13 protein-coding genes are annotated in these 15,441 nt (G+C 67.5%); 11 read left to right on the top strand and 2 right to left on the bottom strand.

Translation table 11 applies throughout. The features are described from left to right. Positions 1–26: 26 nt before the first annotated feature. The 8 genes from D7V88_RS14370 (at position 27) to D7V88_RS14335 (ending at position 8,914) form a co-directional block, all read left to right on the top strand. Complete coding sequence (locus D7V88_RS14370; RefSeq protein ID WP_120541210.1) at positions 27–3,224, top strand: ATP-binding protein; 3,198 nt, start codon at positions 27–29, stop codon at positions 3,222–3,224. 122 nt (positions 3,225–3,346) lie between these two features. Beyond that, positions 3,347–3,961 (top strand): hypothetical protein, encoded by a 615-nt coding sequence (locus tag D7V88_RS14365; protein ID WP_147448736.1) that lies wholly within the window; start codon positions 3,347–3,349, stop codon positions 3,959–3,961. A 43-nt stretch (positions 3,962–4,004) separates the two neighbouring features. Further along, positions 4,005–4,703 carry a hypothetical protein gene (locus D7V88_RS14360; protein ID WP_120541208.1) on the top strand — a complete coding sequence of 233 codons (699 nt, stop codon included), beginning with the start codon at positions 4,005–4,007 and terminating at the stop codon, positions 4,701–4,703. Then, positions 4,628–5,611 (top strand): SDR family oxidoreductase, encoded by a 984-nt coding sequence (locus tag D7V88_RS14355; RefSeq protein WP_120541207.1) that lies wholly within the window; start codon positions 4,628–4,630, stop codon positions 5,609–5,611. Before D7V88_RS14360 ends, D7V88_RS14355 begins: the two co-directional genes overlap by 76 nt. Next, on the top strand, positions 5,589–5,957 hold the full coding sequence (locus D7V88_RS14350) for a hypothetical protein (protein ID WP_120541206.1): 369 nt from the start codon (positions 5,589–5,591) through the stop codon (positions 5,955–5,957). Before D7V88_RS14355 ends, D7V88_RS14350 begins: the two co-directional genes overlap by 23 nt. Beyond that, positions 5,954–6,301: a hypothetical protein gene (locus D7V88_RS14345; protein ID WP_120541205.1), complete on the top strand. Its 348-nt coding sequence runs from the start codon at positions 5,954–5,956 to the stop codon at positions 6,299–6,301. Before D7V88_RS14350 ends, D7V88_RS14345 begins: the two co-directional genes overlap by 4 nt. Next, the gene (locus D7V88_RS14340; protein WP_244238141.1) at positions 6,298–7,599 is read left to right on the top strand and encodes a YcaO-like family protein; all 1,302 of its coding nucleotides are present in this window, start codon (positions 6,298–6,300) and stop codon (positions 7,597–7,599) included. Before D7V88_RS14345 ends, D7V88_RS14340 begins: the two co-directional genes overlap by 4 nt. Continuing rightward, on the top strand, positions 7,547–8,914 hold the full coding sequence (locus tag D7V88_RS14335) for a TfuA-like protein (protein ID WP_120541203.1): 1,368 nt from the start codon (positions 7,547–7,549) through the stop codon (positions 8,912–8,914). The genes D7V88_RS14340 and D7V88_RS14335 overlap by 53 nt, the downstream gene beginning before the upstream one ends. Position 8,915: 1 nt before the next feature. On the opposite strand, the gene D7V88_RS14330 is transcribed toward D7V88_RS14335, so the two are convergent. After that, the gene (locus D7V88_RS14330; RefSeq protein ID WP_158625084.1) at positions 8,916–9,323 is read right to left on the bottom strand and encodes a response regulator; all 408 of its coding nucleotides are present in this window, start codon (positions 9,321–9,323) and stop codon (positions 8,916–8,918) included. Positions 9,324–9,412: 89 nt separating this feature from the next. Between D7V88_RS14330 and D7V88_RS14325 the strand changes: the two genes are divergently transcribed. The 3 genes from D7V88_RS14325 to D7V88_RS14315 all read left to right on the top strand — a co-directional run bounded on the left by D7V88_RS14325 (position 9,413) and on the right by D7V88_RS14315 (position 14,337). Further along, positions 9,413–10,042, top strand: coding sequence for an RNA polymerase sigma factor (locus D7V88_RS14325; protein WP_120541201.1), 630 nt, complete (start codon positions 9,413–9,415; stop codon positions 10,040–10,042). Between the two features lie 92 nt (positions 10,043–10,134). Next, positions 10,135–10,413, top strand: coding sequence for a hypothetical protein (locus tag D7V88_RS14320; RefSeq protein ID WP_120541200.1), 279 nt, complete (start codon positions 10,135–10,137; stop codon positions 10,411–10,413). Between the two features lie 150 nt (positions 10,414–10,563). Then, positions 10,564–14,337 (top strand): cadherin-like domain-containing protein, encoded by a 3,774-nt coding sequence (locus tag D7V88_RS14315; RefSeq protein WP_120541199.1) that lies wholly within the window; start codon positions 10,564–10,566, stop codon positions 14,335–14,337. Positions 14,338–14,401: 64 nt separating this feature from the next. Here the strand turns inward: D7V88_RS14315 and D7V88_RS14310 are convergent, their stop codons facing one another. Next, positions 14,402–15,262 carry an OmpA/MotB family protein gene (locus D7V88_RS14310; RefSeq protein WP_120541198.1) on the bottom strand — a complete coding sequence of 287 codons (861 nt, stop codon included), beginning with the start codon at positions 15,260–15,262 and terminating at the stop codon, positions 14,402–14,404. Positions 15,263–15,441 lie beyond the last annotated feature (179 nt).

Here is a 15,441-nt window from a genome sequence, read left to right as displayed (position 1 = left end):
CCAGCATCCGCTTCACCATCTGACTCTTGAATGCGTCCGTATACGGCACCGTTGTCTTCCTGCTCGCCCCGCTCAGGTGGTCACCTCGGCTGCTCAGCCGAGGCGACAACTACGCTGACACTGGGGGTCTCCTGCCGCGCCTGTGCGCGCCGCTGGCCTACCTGCACGGCTGCGGCCTCGTCCACCGCGACCTCAAGCCCGGCAACATCTTCATCCAGCAGGATGGGCGGGTCGTCCTGGGGGACTTCGGGGTCGCGGTGGAGTTCGGGGGGGCTTACGGGCGAGAGGTCCTCAATGTGGACGCGGGTGGCGTGGGCACCGCGCTCTACATGGCGCCCGAGCAGAGCCGGGGAGACTTCGTGGATGCCCGGGCCGACCTCTATTCGCTCGGCTGCGTCCTCTATGAGTGCGTCACCGGCTTCCCACCGTTCATCGGGAGCTCCAGCCGGGCCATCCGCCGCCGACACCTCCAGGAGCCCGTCAACCCTCCCTCCCAGCTCCTCGGGGAGCCGCTTCCGGCGCGGCTGGAATGGCTCATCCTCAAGCTCCTGGAGAAGCGACCCGAAGACAGGCTCGGCTATGCCGAGGATGTCTCCCGGGTGCTCCTGGAGCTGGGGGTGGAGAGCGAGTCTCCCGCGCGTCTGCCCAAGCCCCGGACCTATCTCTACCGCCCGCTCTTCACGGGCCGGAAGGAGGCCGTGGAGCGGATCCGCTCCCAGCTCGATGAGCTGGCCCACGGCGGAGGCGGGAGGATCTTCATTGGCGGGGGCAGCGGGATAGGCAAGACACGCCTGGCCATGGAGATGGCCCATGAGGCCGTGGGCCGAGAGCTCTCGGTGGTGACTTGCGAATGCATTCCGCTTGGCCTTTCAGGCTCGAAGGTGGACGCCAGCATGAAGGCCCCACCCTTCCACCCCCTGCGCTCATTGCTGGCGGCGGTGGTGGACCGCTGCCGGCGTTGGGGCGCCGAGGAGACCACGCGACTGCTCGGTCCCAAGGGCAAGGTGTTGGTCACCTACGAGCCCGTGCTGGATGAACTGCCCGGCCAGCAGGCGCTGCCCCGGCCCAGGCCACTGGCCAGCGCGGAGGCCGCACGCGCACGCATCTTCACCTCACTCCAGGAGGTCCTCTTCTCCTTCGCGGAGGAAGACCCGCTGCTGCTGATCATCGACGACCTCCAATGGGCGGACGAGATGACGTTGGGCTTCCTGCACTCGCTGCGGCAGGAAGAGCTCTCCACGCGGGGGGTGCTGGTGCTGGCCACCTACCGCATGGAGCAACAGGAAGAGGCGTTGCGGCAACTGGTGTCCCTGCCGGAGGCCCTGCACCTGAAATTGGGACGGCTCGACGATGAGAGCATCCAGGCGCTGGCCTGCGGAATGCTCGCGCTGCAATCGCTGCCCGGGGACTTCGACGCGCTGGTGCATCAGGCGGAGGGCAACCCCTTCTTCGTCGCCGAGTACCTGCGGGCCGTCATCGTGGAGGGCTTGCTCGACCGCGATGCCCGGGGGCAATGGCGGCTGAAGGCTGGGGACGGGGCAGGCCTCTCGCTCGGCACCATCGCGCTGCCCGTCTCCATCGCGGAGATCATCCACCGACGCCTGAGCGACCTGGACTCCAGGACCCGGATGCTGGTGGAGCTGGCGGCGGTGCTCGGTCGGGAGTTCGACGCCGAGTTGCTGCTGGCCACCGCGCCGTTGACGGAAGTCGAGAGCCTGGAGTCCCTCGAAACGCTCCGGATTCGTCAGATCCTCGAAGAGGCCGCGGGAGGCCGGCTGCGCTTCGTCCACGACAAGCTGCGTGAGGTTTCCTACGCCGGCATCTCCACGGAACGGTGCCGCGCGTTCCACCACCGGGCCGCGGAGTCCATCCTCCGCCGCTACGGCCAGACACGCGAGCTGGTGCTGCTCTACCCCACGCTCGCCCATCACTGGGCGAAGGCCCAGGTGCACGATCAGGCCAGCCGCTACTTCGGGCTGGCGGGAGACCGCGCCCGAGCCGCGCATGCCAATGGTGAAGCCATCCTCTTCTACCGGGAGGCCCTCGCCGAGGCCCGCGAGCACCTGGGGAACGAAGGAGAGCCTGAATCGTGGCGGCCCGCGCTCCTGCACCTCCATGAGAGCCTGGGGGATCTGCTGGCGCTCACGGGGAAGCAGGAGGAGGCGCGCACGGCCTACGGTGAGGCACTGGCCCGGCTCCCGGTCACCCAGGGGCTTCGGCAGGCCGGCGTCCATCGCAAGCTGGGGAAGACCTGGAACACACACCACCGGCATGAGGACGCGCTTCGCGCCTTCGACGAGGCCGAGGCCTCGCTGGGAAAGCCCCCCTCGGAAGACCCGGCGGCGGCACCTGAGGTCACCGACTGGTGGCAGGAGTGGGTCCAGCTCCAGGTGGACCGCAACTGGATCTACTACTGGCTGGGCCAGATCGAGGCGATGGGCACGCTGGTGAAGAAGGTCCGCCACGTCGTCGAGTCGAAAGGCACACCCCTGCAACTCGCCCGCTTCTACCCGTCCGTCATCATCATGATGCTGCGGCGCGACCGTTATCAGGTCTCCGACGAGCTGGTGGAGGTCGGCCGAAAGGTGGTGGAAGCCAGTGAGGCCTGCGGGGAGCTCCCCGAGCAGGTCATGGCCCGCTTCCTGCGAGCCTTCACCCTGCTGTACCACGGTGATTTCGCCACGGCGGAGCAGGAGGGCCTCATCGGCCTGCGGCTGGCGGAGCGGGTAGGCGACCTGACGTTGCAGTCACGACTGCTGACCTACCTCACGCAGACCTACCGCCAGCAGGGCGACCTCAATCGCACACGGGAGTGCGCCGAGCGCAGCCTGGCGCTGGCGATGAGCATTCGCATGGAGGACTACGTGGGAGCGGCACGGGCCCACCTGGCCTGGGTCGCCTGGCGGGAGCAGCGCATGGACGTGGCCGAGCAGGAGGCTCAGGCTGCCCTCGGGTGCTGGCGCAAGCTCTCGGAGGTCTATCCCTATCCAGGGCAGTGCCAGGGGCTCTGGGTGCTCGTGGCGTTGGCGCTCCGGCGCGAAGACGTGGCGGAGGCCGTGGAGCATGCGCGCGCGATGCTGGACCCGGCCCTGCAATGGCTACCTGACTTGCTCGTTGCCAATCTGGCGACTGCGATTGATGCTTGGAACCAAGGGCGACTGGAGGAAGCTCGGAAGAGCCTGGAGCAGGCCACCGATTCCGCGGAGCGCCTGAAGTATCTGTGATCATCCGAGGGTAGCGCAGAGGGAGACCGGGTATGCCTGAGCAGAGACCATCTGGCACGAGCAAGAGGGGCCCGGACCAGCCAGGCTCCAGGCAATTCAGACAGGCGCCTCCTCCCTACTACTTGAGCTATCTCAGCTCGGTCAAAGACAGCCGTTCTCCATTCAAGAGCCTGCTCCCCCAACTGAAGCACAAGGTGGAGGAACGCGGCTGGGCGCATGTCGCCACCTGCTTCACCCTCTCAGGCCCGCTCAAACAGTTCCTCGAAGTCTACCGACTGCAAGATGGCCAGACGATGCTCCCCACTCTGGAGGAGCTGACAAGGGACCCGAACCACCGCGACTTGATGCAAGCCTGCACAAGCCGCCAGATGGAACTGACGCAGGGATTGCCCTACGACCCGGGTGCAGGCGGCCCCGGCGGTCCCAAGGTGAACTACCCACGCAGCTACTTTCTTCAAGCCATCCTCACACTGAAGCCAGACCGCCTCCCCCGGTTCATCGACACCATGCACCATGTGCGGGAGTTCTTCTTCAAGAATGAATGGGTCCTGGTCTCCGCCAGCCAGAGCCTCACCGCGCCCATCCGGATCGCCCACCTTTGGCGGTTCGGGAACTGCAATGAGCTGGGCACCCTGATGAGGCTCCTTTCGACGAAGACCGAGTACGCCGCCCTCGACGAGTGCTGCACGGGCCAATGGCAGCAACTGATGTACGAATTGGAGCCGGCGAAGTCCTGAACCACCGTCCCGCGGGGACAAGAAAGAAGGAGGAGGTGCGGACATGGCGGAGCAAGGCCCTCCCGATCCAATTCGAGCGAACCCCAGACCCTACTACCTAAGCTTCCTCAGCACGCTCAGCGTGAGTCCCTATGAGTTCCACAAGGCGCTCATCTGGCTCAACAACACGATAGAGCCCTACAGTTGGAAGCGGCTCGTCGCCTGCTACGCGCTGACGGACGTCCCCGAGCAGATTCTTGAACTCTACCGGATCCCTGACAGCGAATCGCTCACCACGGGCCTGAAGGCACTGTGGACGGATCGGACCTACTGCGCGTTGGCGACATGCTGCAGGGACCGGGAGATGGATTTGACCTACGGGCTGCCCTACGACCCAGGCGTGGGTGACGCCATCGAGCCCTCGGAGGAGATCCAGACCTACTTCCTGCAAGAATGCATCACCGTGAAGGCAGGCCAGCAGGACCATTTCCTTGAAGCCCTGCCGCATGTGCGGGAGGCCTTCCAGGCGAAGAAATGGAAGTTGATCTCCGCCAGCCAGAGCCTTACCCCGCCCTATCGGGTCATGCATTTCTGGCGGTTTGAGTTCGCGGATCAACTGGCCGATCTGATGAAGGAGTTGCCACAAGACCCACGGTACGCGGCGTTCGAGGACTGCTGCGAGAGCCAATGGCAGCGACTGAATCATACATTGAAGGCGCTCCCCCTGGCGCGTTCGCACCCCAGCGAGGGACCCGCCCAATGAGCCGGTTGACGACGGTGCTCGGCGCCACCGGGTTGCTCGGTGGGGCCATCTGTCAGCGCCTGACGGCGGCAGGAAGGCCTGTGCGAGCGCTGGTCCGGCCCACCTCGGATCCGGCACGACGCCAGCGACTCGAGCGACTCGGAGTCGACCTCTGGCCGGGCGACCTGAAAGAGCCGCCCTCGCTTCGCGCGGTCTGCCAGGGAGCCCAGGCCGTCATCTCGACTGCCACCTGCATGCTCTCGCGACAGGCGGGGGACTCGATCCAATCGGTGGACCTGGAAGGCCAGCGAGCCTTGATCGAAGCCGCACGAAGCGCCGGGGTGGAGCACTTCGTCTTCATCTCCTTCGTTCCGCTCCAGGAGCGCTTCCCCCTCCAGGAAGCCAAGCGGGTGGTGGAGCAGGAGCTGATGCGAAGCGGAATCCCTTGCCATACCATCCTGCGGTCCGGCTTCTTCACCGAGGTCTGGCTTGGACCCGCTCTGGGTTTCGACCCCGAGAACGCCCGCGCGCGCATCTACGGAACGGGGCTGGGCAGGCTCAACTGGATCTCTTTCGAGGATGTCGCGAAGTTCGCCGTTGGCGCCCTGGAGCATCCCCGGGCGAGGAACACCATCCTCGAACTGGGTGGAGAGGAAGCGCTCAGCCAGCTTGAGATGGTGCGACTGCTTGAAGGCCTTGATGGGAGGGATTGGGTGCTGGACCGCATCCCCGAGCAGGTGCTTCGCTCCCGCTTCAAGGAAGCGACCGAGCCGCGGCAGCAATCCTTCGCGGCGCTGGTGCTCAATGTCGCTCGTGGCTGCCTGACGGATCCGGGCCCTGCGTTGCAGGCCATTCCCATACAGCTCACCCGGGTCAGTGACCCTGCACGGTGGGCAAGGAGGAACGATGACGCAAGAAAAGAAGGGTGAGAAGGTTCAGCTCCAGCCCGTCGGCAAGCCCCCAAAGCCCATCCCCCCGGACTCCGGAGCAGGTGCTGAGCCGCTCAGGGACGACGACCTGCTGATCGTCGACGAGCAGGGCGGCTTTTGCAGGGTCCAGAGGACGACGTACCTGCAACATGAAATCAACGCCAACAGCCCTGAACTCAAGAGGATGATTTCGCAGATGCGCTTCTTGACCGGTCTGGGGGTTGTCCTGGCGGACCTCCCGTCCGGGTCGCTGACGGACGTCGACTGCGCATGCTACCTGGTCAACCTGGCGGGGATCCGGGGCCCGGAATCCCCCAGCAAGAACGAGAGGGAACATCCGACATGAATGGGAACAAAGGCAAGAGTACCTCCTCCCCATCCGCGCTCCCCAAGGCTGGCGATCTGGTCGTCCGCGACGAGGAGGGCAAGTTCTACCTGCTGAAAAAGGAAGTCTATGAGCTTCACAGGATCCAGACCGACGCACCTGGTTTCGAGGAGATCACGGCGCATTTGAAGGGACTGTCGCAGCAGCGAGTCCTGCTGGCGGACGTTCCCAAGGGGTGGTTGAGCGGCGCCGGCGCGATGTGCAAGCTCATCAATCTGGCGGGAATCCGGATTGGCGGCTCACCCTCCCCCCAGCCTCAACCTCGTGAGCAGCTTCCCTGCCCGTTCATCATCGAAGACACGTGAACAGGAAACAGGACAGCGTGGGCCGACGGGTGCCCAAGGGCTACCGGACGGGCACCCACCGGAGCGTTTCTCCAGAGGAGACCCTGCGCCGCGTGCGTCCCTTCATGTCCAGGATGGGCATCACCCGCATCGCCACCCTCACCGGCCTGGACCGGCTCGGCGTCCCCGTCGTGTCCGCCAGCCGTCCCAATGCACGCTCACTGTCCGTCTCGCAGGGAAAGGGCCTGGATCTCACGGCCGCCAAGGCCTCCGCGTTGATGGAGTCGGTGGAGTCCTTCCATGGCGAGCACATCCGCTTGCCGCTCCGGCTCTCCAGCCACGACGCGCTGCGGGCCAGCCAGCCCGTCGTGGACGTGGCCGCGCTGCCTCGGGTGTCGGGAAGCGGCTTCCACCCGGGATTGCGGATGCTGTGGATCGAGGGCCGCGACCTGCGTGTGGGCGCCCCGGTGTGGCTGCCCTTCGAACTGGTGCATACCGACTTCACGTTGCCCCTTCCGGATGGCAGCGGCGCCTTCCCCATGACCTCCAACGGGCTGGCTTCGGGCAACCACCTGCTGGAGGCCATCAGTCATGGCCTCTGTGAGGTGGTGGAACGCGACGCCACCACGCTGTGGTCCCTGCAAACAGAGACCGCGCGGCGACACACCCGGCTGCGGCTGGACACGGTGGACGACCCTGCCTGCCTCCAGGTGTTGGCGCAGGTCGAGCGTGCGGACATGGAGGTGGCCCTCTGGGAAACGACCACGGATGTGGGCCTGCCCGCCTTCCTCTGCACCGTCGCCGAGCGCTTCCTGGATCCACTGCGTCCGCGTGCGCCCACCACGGGGGCAGGCTGCCACCCCTGTCGTGAGGTGGCCCTGCTGCGCGCGCTCACCGAGGCGATCCAGATCCGGACCACGTTCATCTCCGGAGCCCGTGACGACCTGGGGAACGCCAGTTGTTACGCGGACTATCTGGACCCGGAGCGCTGGCGCCAGGAGGTGGCGCGAATGCGCGGCGAGCAGCCGGTGCGGTGCTTCCAGGACGTGCCCACCTTCGCGGGACAGTCCTTCAACGAGGACGTGGCGTGGGAGTTGGAGCGCCTGGTCGCGGCAGGACTCAAGCAGGTGGTGGTGGTGGACCTCACCTGGCCGGAGTTCGGCATCCCCGTGGTGCGGGTGGTCATCCCCGGCCTGGAGCCCCTCTTCGAGGTGGCGGGATACGTCCCGGGAACACGCGGCCGCCAGAAGCTGGAGGAGCGGAGCCATGATCTACGTCTTCGCGGGACCGACGCTCCCAGCCCAGGAGGGACGGCGTGAGCTGGACGCCGTGTTCCTGCCTCCCGCCGCCCAGGGAGATGTCTATCGCGCCGCGCTCGAACGGCCGGAGGCCCTGGGCCTGATTGATGGCTACTTCGATTGCGTCCCCGCCGTTTGGCACAAGGAGATTCTCTGGGCCATGGCCCAGGGCATCCATGTCTTTGGCGGCGCCAGCATGGGGGCATTGCGCGCGGCGGAGCTGGCCCCGTTCGGCATGGAGGGCGTGGGACGCATCGCCGAGGCCTTCCTGAGCGGCGAGCTGGAAGATGACGACGAGGTGGCCGTCACCCACGCCTCCGCGGAGGAGGATTTCCGGGCGCTGTCGGAGGCCATGGTCAACATCCGCGCCACCCTGGAGGTCGCCGAGAAGCAAGGCATTGTCGGTGCGGACGCACGCGGCCTCCTGGAGCGGCTCGCCAAGCAACTCCATTTCCCGGATCGGAGCTACCCTGCTCTGCTCTCCCAAGCGGCCCTGGCTGGATTGCCGGCGGCCGTGCTGCGGCGCTTGCGCGAGTGGCTCCCCCAGGGGCGGCTCGACCAGAAGCGCGCGGACGCGTTGGCCATGCTCCGCAGGATGCGTGAGCGGTTGGCGGCCCACCCTGGCCCCAAGCAGGTCGCGTATGTGCTCGCGCACACCGATGCGTGGGAGGCGGCTCGCCAGGGCGCCGGACGGCTGCCGTCAGGGGGGGCGAATCATGAGCCGTTGCCCGAAGAGGTGTGGCGCGAGGAGCTTGGGGTGTCCGGTCTCTTTCCGAGGCTCCGGATGGGAGCGCTGGCACGGGCCCTGTCCCTGGAGGAGGCCCGGCGGCAGGGCCACGAGGTGTCCACGGAGGCAGTCCATGAGGCCTGTGAACAACTCCGCCGTGAGCAGGGTTTGAACGACCTGGAGCCATTCGCGCGGTGGCTGATGGCTCAGCGCATCGACGCGCCAGCGCGGTTCTTCCAGGACGAGGCAGAGGTGCGCCGGGTCGAGTCACTGCTCGAACCCGAGATGCTCCGTTGCCTGCCGGATCACCTGCGCTCCGTCGGGATGTACGGGGTGATGCTGGAGCGAGCGCGCCAGAAGGCGCGGGCGCTGGCCCTCCGAGGCCTGGAGCGACCAGGGCTGAAGGAGGCCGGGCTCTCCGAGGAGGCCCTGTGGAGCTGGTACTTCACCGAGCGCCTGGGCCGTCCGGTCCCCCCGGATCTCGGCCAGCATGCGCGGGAGGCGGGCTTCGCCAACACGGAAGCGCTCCTGCGCGCGGTGCTGCGCGAGCGTTGCTTTCTCCAACTTGAGGCACTGGAGCAGGAAGCCAGCGCTTGCAGCCGAGATTGAGCTACGGCTCCTCGCCCCACGGCGGAGGCCGGGGCCGCGGTGACGCCTCCTGCTGCCGCCGGGCGTCCTCGAGGACCTGGCTCACCACTTCCTTGAGCCGGGCCAGGTCGCCATTCTTGGGGAGGAACGCCACGACGCCTGGGGCATGGGGGTCTTCCGAAGAGCTGTGCATGATGATGGGGAGCCCCTGGAATTCCTTTCCCTGGGCAAGCGCGGCGCACAGCTCGATGCCACCCATACGAGGCATCTTGCAGTCCGTGATGATCAAGTCCGGTTGCGCACGCCGGGCGAGCCTCAACGCCTGCGCTCCATCATGTGCGAGAAGGATGAGGTGTCCCATCGACGCAAGGAATTCGGAATAGATTTCGAGGACTGCGGGGTCGTCATCGACAAGAAGAATGAGGCTCATGGTGTGCTGTCCCTCCATTTCTCTAGACCCCGAAACTCCGCGATGTGACGGGGGCCCGGGTTCCCCACCGCGAGCGAGGAGAAGCCGCCGTGCAGGCAGACGACCAGAGCCGATTGGAATTGGAAGACGCGATTCATGACCTCTGCCGGCGCAGACAGTTGAATCAGGCCGTGGAGCTGGCGGTGCGAGGCTATGGGCCAGAGATTCGCCGGCTGATGCTCTCCGTCCTCCAGGATGAAGCTCGTGCCCAGGATGCCTTCGGCCTCTTCTGCGAGGGCCTTGTCAAAGGACTGCCACGCTTCCGGTGGGAGAGCTCCTTCCGGACCTGGGCCCAACGCATGGCGCGCAACGCGTGCTTCAAGCTGGTGAATGCCTCCGCGGTGCGGCGTCGGCACCTGCGCCTGTCCGCAGTCCCCGATCAGCCCGAGGGACCGCGCTCATCGACCAGTCCCTGGCAGCGCACCCTCGTGAAGGAGCGCTTCCGCGCGTTGAGGACCCAGTTGGAGCCGCAGCAGCGAAGGCTCCTGGAGCTCCGCCTGGATCAGCAGCTCCCGTGGCAGGAGGTGGTTCAGTTGATGGCGACGTCCGAGGAGGCGTTGACGGACGAGACACAAGCCCGAAGGGCGGCGGCGTTGCGCCAGCAGTTCCAGCGCGCCAAGTGCCACCTGCGCTCCATGGCCTTGCAGGAAGGGCTGATCACGTCCGACGACACGCAGTAGTTCGCAGGGCAGGCGACCAGCCGCGAATCCCCGCCCCAAGGCTGTCATTCCGCGAGGGAGGACCGCACCTTGCGACAGGAGGTGATGGCACCATGGCGGACAACCCCATCGAGAAGCAGCACCAGCACGAGCGAGAACAGGAGCGGGAGCGGCTGCGAGCGGAGGAGGAGAAGGACCTGGAGGTGGAGTCCCATCGTGGAGCCCGGCCGCTGGAAGGCTACGCCGGAGGGCACACCACGTGGACGGGTGCGCAGGACGACAAGGCCGCCGCCCGCGTGCATGCCGGCGACGCGGACGCGTCGTGGGAGGCCAGCGAGCGTCAGGCCCGGCTGGAGCCCGAGCCTCGCGGGGCCGACGAGGACGAAGACTGAGCACGGGGGAGCCCCGCCCGGACGGGTTGGGCCCCTGGTAGGACCTCATTCCGCGCGACGACCTCTGATACCTTCAGGGGAAAGCCTGTCTGTCAGCGACCGCCCTTGAGGCAGAGGCCCAAGGGCGTTTCCGCGGGATGTCTCGTCACCATGGTCCACTCCTCCGTTGCGCGGTTGCGACCGCTTCTCGGGGTGCTCGTCACCCTGATGCTGCTCTCCTGCCGGACCTCTTCCGTCCCGGAGGATGACGCGCCCCAGCCGGCCTCCTCCGCGCTCCCTGAAACCAGCGCGCCCTTCGATGTCTCGGCGCTCATGCGGCAGGTCCACTTCGCCTACCGGCCCGACGGCGCGGCATGGAGTGGCGGGCACTCCAACTACGGCGTGAAGGTCGCAACGGAGGGGCTGACGCTGACGCCCTTCGCATCCCCTGGCGCGGCGCCCGTGGGGGCCGCCGTGAAGGGCGCGCCCCTCACCCTTGGCGTCATGCGCTGGCAGCGGGGAGGCCAGGGCCCCGCGCTGAAGGCAATACAGCCACGGCTGGAGCAGACCGGTCAGCTCACCGTGGCTCGGGAGGGCTTTGTCGAACGCCTGCACAACGCCGAAGAGGGCGTCCGGCAGGAATGGGCCTTCTCCAAGGCGCCAGAGGGCGCGGGCGCGCTGGTGTTGACCGTGCCAGCGAAGGGACTGACCCATGCCGGGGTCACCGGGACAGGGCTCCACTTCAAGGACGCGCGGACGGGCCTGGGCTTCCGCTTTGGCCACGCGGCCTGGGTGGAGTCCTCCGGCCGGAGCACGCCGCTCCAAGCGGAATACCTCGCGGGAGCCATCCAGTTTCGCGTCCCCGCGGCGGTGCTCGCGGCGTCCACGTTCCCCGCCACCGTGACGCCTGTCATCTCTCCGGAGTTCGGCATGGATCAGCCAGTTCCTGCCCCCCAGAGCGCATCCCAGAGCAAACCCGCGGTGGCCTCGAATGGCTCGGGCCATCTGGTCATCTGGGAAGACTACCGTCAGGGCACGGCCCAGCTCGTCGGCACCCGGGTGTCGAGCACCGCGGTGGTCCAGGATGTCTTCGGCCTCCTCCTCGGCCCCACCGTTTCCTTCCTGGACAACCACGCAGTGGCCTCCAATGGCACGGACTACCTCGTCGTCTGGAGGCCCACGGAAGACAGCGAGCTCCAGGCCCTTCGAGTGCCCTCCACGGGAGACCTGCCGGCCACCCCGCCCTTCATCGTGCTCCCCCAATCCAGCACGACGCAGAGACAACCGGCGGTGGCCTCGAATGGCACGGACTACCTCGTCACCTTGTGGGGCAGGAGCTCCACGGAGACCCGTGTCCTGGGCACACGGGTGACGGGCTCGGGCGACGTCCTGGATCCGGCGGGCTTCGTCATCTCCCCGAACTCACAAGACATCACCCATCAATCCGTGGCCTCCAATGGCACGGACTACTTCGTCGCCTGGGAGAGGACGCTCAACGGACAGGAAGGCCAGCTCCTTGGCGCGCGGGTCACGAACACGGGCAGCGTGCTCGACCCGGAACCCATCACCCTCGCGACGGGCGCTCCTTCAAAGCGGGATCCGACGGTGGCCTCGAATGGCACCGACTACCTCGTCGCCTGGCATGACACGGTCGCGGTCGGAGAGGGCCGCATCTTCGGCACGCGGGTGACGAGCACGGGCGCGGTGCTGGACAGCTCCGGGTTCGCCATCTCCACGGCCGGCAAGCAGCCGTCCGTGCCCGCCGTCGCGTCCGACGGCGCGGGCTACCTCGTCGTCTGGTCGGACAATGGCTCGGGCTCTGACCTCCTCTACGGCACGCGCGTCACGAGCGCGGGGGCCGTGGTGGATGGGGGCGGCCAGACGCTCTTCGCGGGCCCTGGTTCCCACAACACCCCGGCGGTGGCCTTCAATGGGACGAACTACTTCGTGGCCTGGGAGCGCAGCCGGGACATCCACGGCCTGCGCGTGACGCCAGCCAGAGGCGTCCTGGATGCATCGGGAGTGGTCCTCTCCACCTCGGCCAGCACGCAGACGAAGCCCTCGGTGGCGTCGAACGGCACGGACTATCTGCTCGTCTGGTCCGACACCGGCCATGGCGGCGAGAGCATCGTCGGCGTCCGCGTCACCGCCACGGGCGACGTGTTGGATCCGTCAGGCCTGGCCATCGCGTGGGCGTCGGAGGCGGGAGGAGGCCTGGACCCGGCGGTCGCGTCGAATGGGACGGACTACCTCGTCGTCTGGTCGAACCACCGTGAAGCGAACTCGCGGGTCTTCGGCACGCGGGTCACGAGCGCGGGAGAGGTTCTGCACCCGTCAGGGCTGCGCCTCTCCCCCGAGGGCGGTCCGTATACCTATGCGCCCCGGCTGGCCTCCAATGGCACGGACTACCTCGTCACCTTCCTGCAATTCCTGGAGGAGGATTTCGACTTCGTCCTCGTGGGCCTGCGGGTCTCCGGACAGGGTGAGGCACTGGATGCCTCGGAGCTGATCATCGCCCAGACCCCCGGCACCTCTCCCCGGGAGCCGGAGGTGGCTTCCAACGGGAAGGACTACCTCGTGGTCTGGGAGGACGGCCGCAACAGTGACGCGGACATCTACGGCTCGCGCGTGACGAGCACGGGAGCGGTCCTGGAGCCCGCGGGCATTCCCATCTCCACCGCGAGATACGACCAGAAGACGCCCGCGGTGGCCTCGAATGGCACGGACTACCTCGTCACCTGGGCAGGCTTCAGCGGGCGGAACATCCCCCACATCCAAGGAGCGCGTCTGACGGGCACGGGGACGGTGCTCGACCCGGTGGGGTTCGTCATCGCCACGGACCGCTACCAGCAATTCCCCTCGGTGACCTCGTTGGGGAGCGAATACCTTGTCATGTGGCAGGACAGCGTCGTGAACAGCCCCGACTCCAACATCTACGGGGCGCGGGTGACGGGGGCGGGCATCGTTCGTGAGCCGCAGGGGCTCCCCATCGCGACGAGCACCGACAAGGAGGGCACCCCCTCGGTGGTGTTTCCTGGAACCGGACGGACGGCCCTCGTGGCGTACGACCACGAGGACACCTCCGCTCCCTACTGGGCGCATCGAACCCGCGGGCGGCTCGTGACGTTCAATGACAACCAGCCGCCCACGGCCGTGGCACTGTCCGTGTCCACGCTGGAGGACACCGCCCTGCCCCTGACGCTCCAGGGCATGGATCCAGAGGGCCAGGGCCTGAGCTACGTCATCGTGTCCCCGCCCCTGCACGGAAAGCTGAGCGGCTCGGGCAGCACCCCGACCTACCAGCCCGCGACCCACTACTCCGGCCCGGACAGCTTCACCTTCCGCGTGTCGGATGGGGAGTGGTCCTCCGCGCCCGCCACCGTCTCCATCCAGGTGACGAACGTCAACGATGCGCCCTCCGTGCCCGTGCTCATCGCGCCGGAGGAGCAGGCACGGTTGACGCAAGGCCTCCTCACGTTCCGGTGGGGTGCCTCCTCGGATGCCGATGGGGATGTCCTCACCTACGAGTTGGAGATCCTCCAGGGCGGCACCCGCCTTCGCCTGTACCGGACGACGGAGACGACCTGGTCCGTGGGCAGGGACGAGGCGCTGCCGCCAGGCGACTACTCCTGGCGCGTCAGCGCCGTGGATTCGAAAGACGCCTCCAGCGCCGCCTCCCTCGAGCGCGGATTCTCCGTCACGAACGAGGCCACCCCGGACGGAGGTCCCCTGGATGGAGGCAGCGACACGGACGCAGGCCCCGGGGATGCGGGCGTTCCGGATGCGGGCCCCGCGAGCGACGCTGGCAGTCAGCCGGACCCGGAGCCCCCTGCTCCCGACACGTCGGGCTGCGGCTGCAATCCCGTCGCCGGTTCGCCGCCCTCGGCGCTGCTGCTCCTGACGGCCCTGGGGCTGCTGGCGCGGTGGTCCCGCCGCCGCCACTGAGCGGAAGCAACCGCGCTGCCCCCTGGAAACAGGGGGCAGCCCGAAGGAGGCGCGAGCATCACGCCTACTTGTTGGCCCTGACCTTCTTCACGAGGACGGGCTTCGCGGGCGCGGGCTTCGCGGACGCGGGCTTCGCGGGAGCCGCCTTCGCGATGGAGGGGTTGCGCCGGGCGGACAGCTCCGGAATGAGCAGCAGCTCGATGCGGCGGTTGCGGGCGCGCCCCTGGGGCGAGGCATTGGCGCCCAGGGGCCGCGTGTCGCCGTAGCCGGCCGCGAGCATGCGCTTCGCGGGCACGCCGCCCTTGTCCTGGAGGAAGCGCACCACGTTGACGGCGCGCGCGACGGACAGCTCCCAGTTGGTGGGAAAGGTGGCCTGGAGCTTCTGCGACGGCGGTGAGTCGTCGGTGTGTCCCGACACCTGGATGCGCTTGTCATCCACCTTGGCCAGCACGCCACCCAGCCGGGTGAGGACCTCCTGGCCGCGCGCGCTGATGCTGGCGTCACCCGAATCGAAGAGGACCTTGTCGACGAGGTCCACCTGGATGCGGCCCTCGTTCTGCGTCAGGCGGACGGCGCCCTCGGCGATCTCCTTCTTCATCTTGTCCTGGAGGTCCTCGTAGGTGGCCTTGAGCCGGGCCAACTCCGCCTCCTGCTCCTGCACCGTCTGGCTGAGCTGGGCCTTCTCGGTGTTGAGCTGATCCTTCTCGGTGGTCAGCTTCTCGCGCTCGGCCTCCAGCGCGGCCAGCTTCGTCTCCAGCAACTGCTTCGCGGCCTCGGCGTCGCTGGCCCGGGTGGCCGCCGCCGTCGCCGCCGCATCAGCGGCGGTCGTACTGCGGTGCGACAGGTAGAGCACCAGACCCGCGAGCACCGTCACCAGCGCCGTCACCAACCAGGGCACCCAGGCCCTTCCGCGTTCCGTTTCCATGTCGCGACCTCCGGGGTGGAATGGACGGCAGGCACGCTAGCGGCATCCGACAGGTGCACCGCAAGGCGACCTGGGTGCGTGCAGGTGTCTGGAGGTGCATTGTTGAACCCGGGGCGCACGCATGCATCAGCGCGTCACTGTTGCTTCCGGGACGGCGGTGCCCTGTCGCGGGCTTCCGC

Origin of the sequence: Corallococcus terminator, assembly GCF_003611635.1 — a bacterium.
GTDB classification, from domain to species: domain Bacteria; phylum Myxococcota; class Myxococcia; order Myxococcales; family Myxococcaceae; genus Corallococcus; species Corallococcus terminator.
Note: the sequence above shows the minus strand (reverse complement) of the source record. Positions and strands in the feature narration are given on the sequence as shown.

Excerpts from the sequence above, each read along its gene's own strand:
- D7V88_RS14315 (WP_120541199.1), top strand. The coding sequence starts at position 10,564 with ATGGTCCACTCCTCCGTTGCGCGGTTGCGACCGCTTCTCGGGGTGCTC.
- D7V88_RS14335 (WP_120541203.1), top strand. The coding sequence starts at position 7,547 with ATGATCTACGTCTTCGCGGGACCGACGCTCCCAGCCCAGGAGGGACGG.
- D7V88_RS14345 (WP_120541205.1), top strand. The coding sequence starts at position 5,954 with ATGAATGGGAACAAAGGCAAGAGTACCTCCTCCCCATCCGCGCTCCCC.
- D7V88_RS14350 (WP_120541206.1), top strand. The coding sequence starts at position 5,589 with ATGACGCAAGAAAAGAAGGGTGAGAAGGTTCAGCTCCAGCCCGTCGGC.
- D7V88_RS14320 (WP_120541200.1), top strand. The coding sequence starts at position 10,135 with ATGGCGGACAACCCCATCGAGAAGCAGCACCAGCACGAGCGAGAACAG.
- D7V88_RS14360 (WP_120541208.1), top strand. The coding sequence starts at position 4,005 with ATGGCGGAGCAAGGCCCTCCCGATCCAATTCGAGCGAACCCCAGACCC.
- D7V88_RS14310 (WP_120541198.1), bottom strand. The coding sequence starts at position 15,262 with ATGGAAACGGAACGCGGAAGGGCCTGGGTGCCCTGGTTGGTGACGGCG.
- D7V88_RS14355 (WP_120541207.1), top strand. The coding sequence starts at position 4,628 with ATGGCAGCGACTGAATCATACATTGAAGGCGCTCCCCCTGGCGCGTTC.
- D7V88_RS14330 (WP_158625084.1), bottom strand. The coding sequence starts at position 9,323 with ATGAGCCTCATTCTTCTTGTCGATGACGACCCCGCAGTCCTCGAAATC.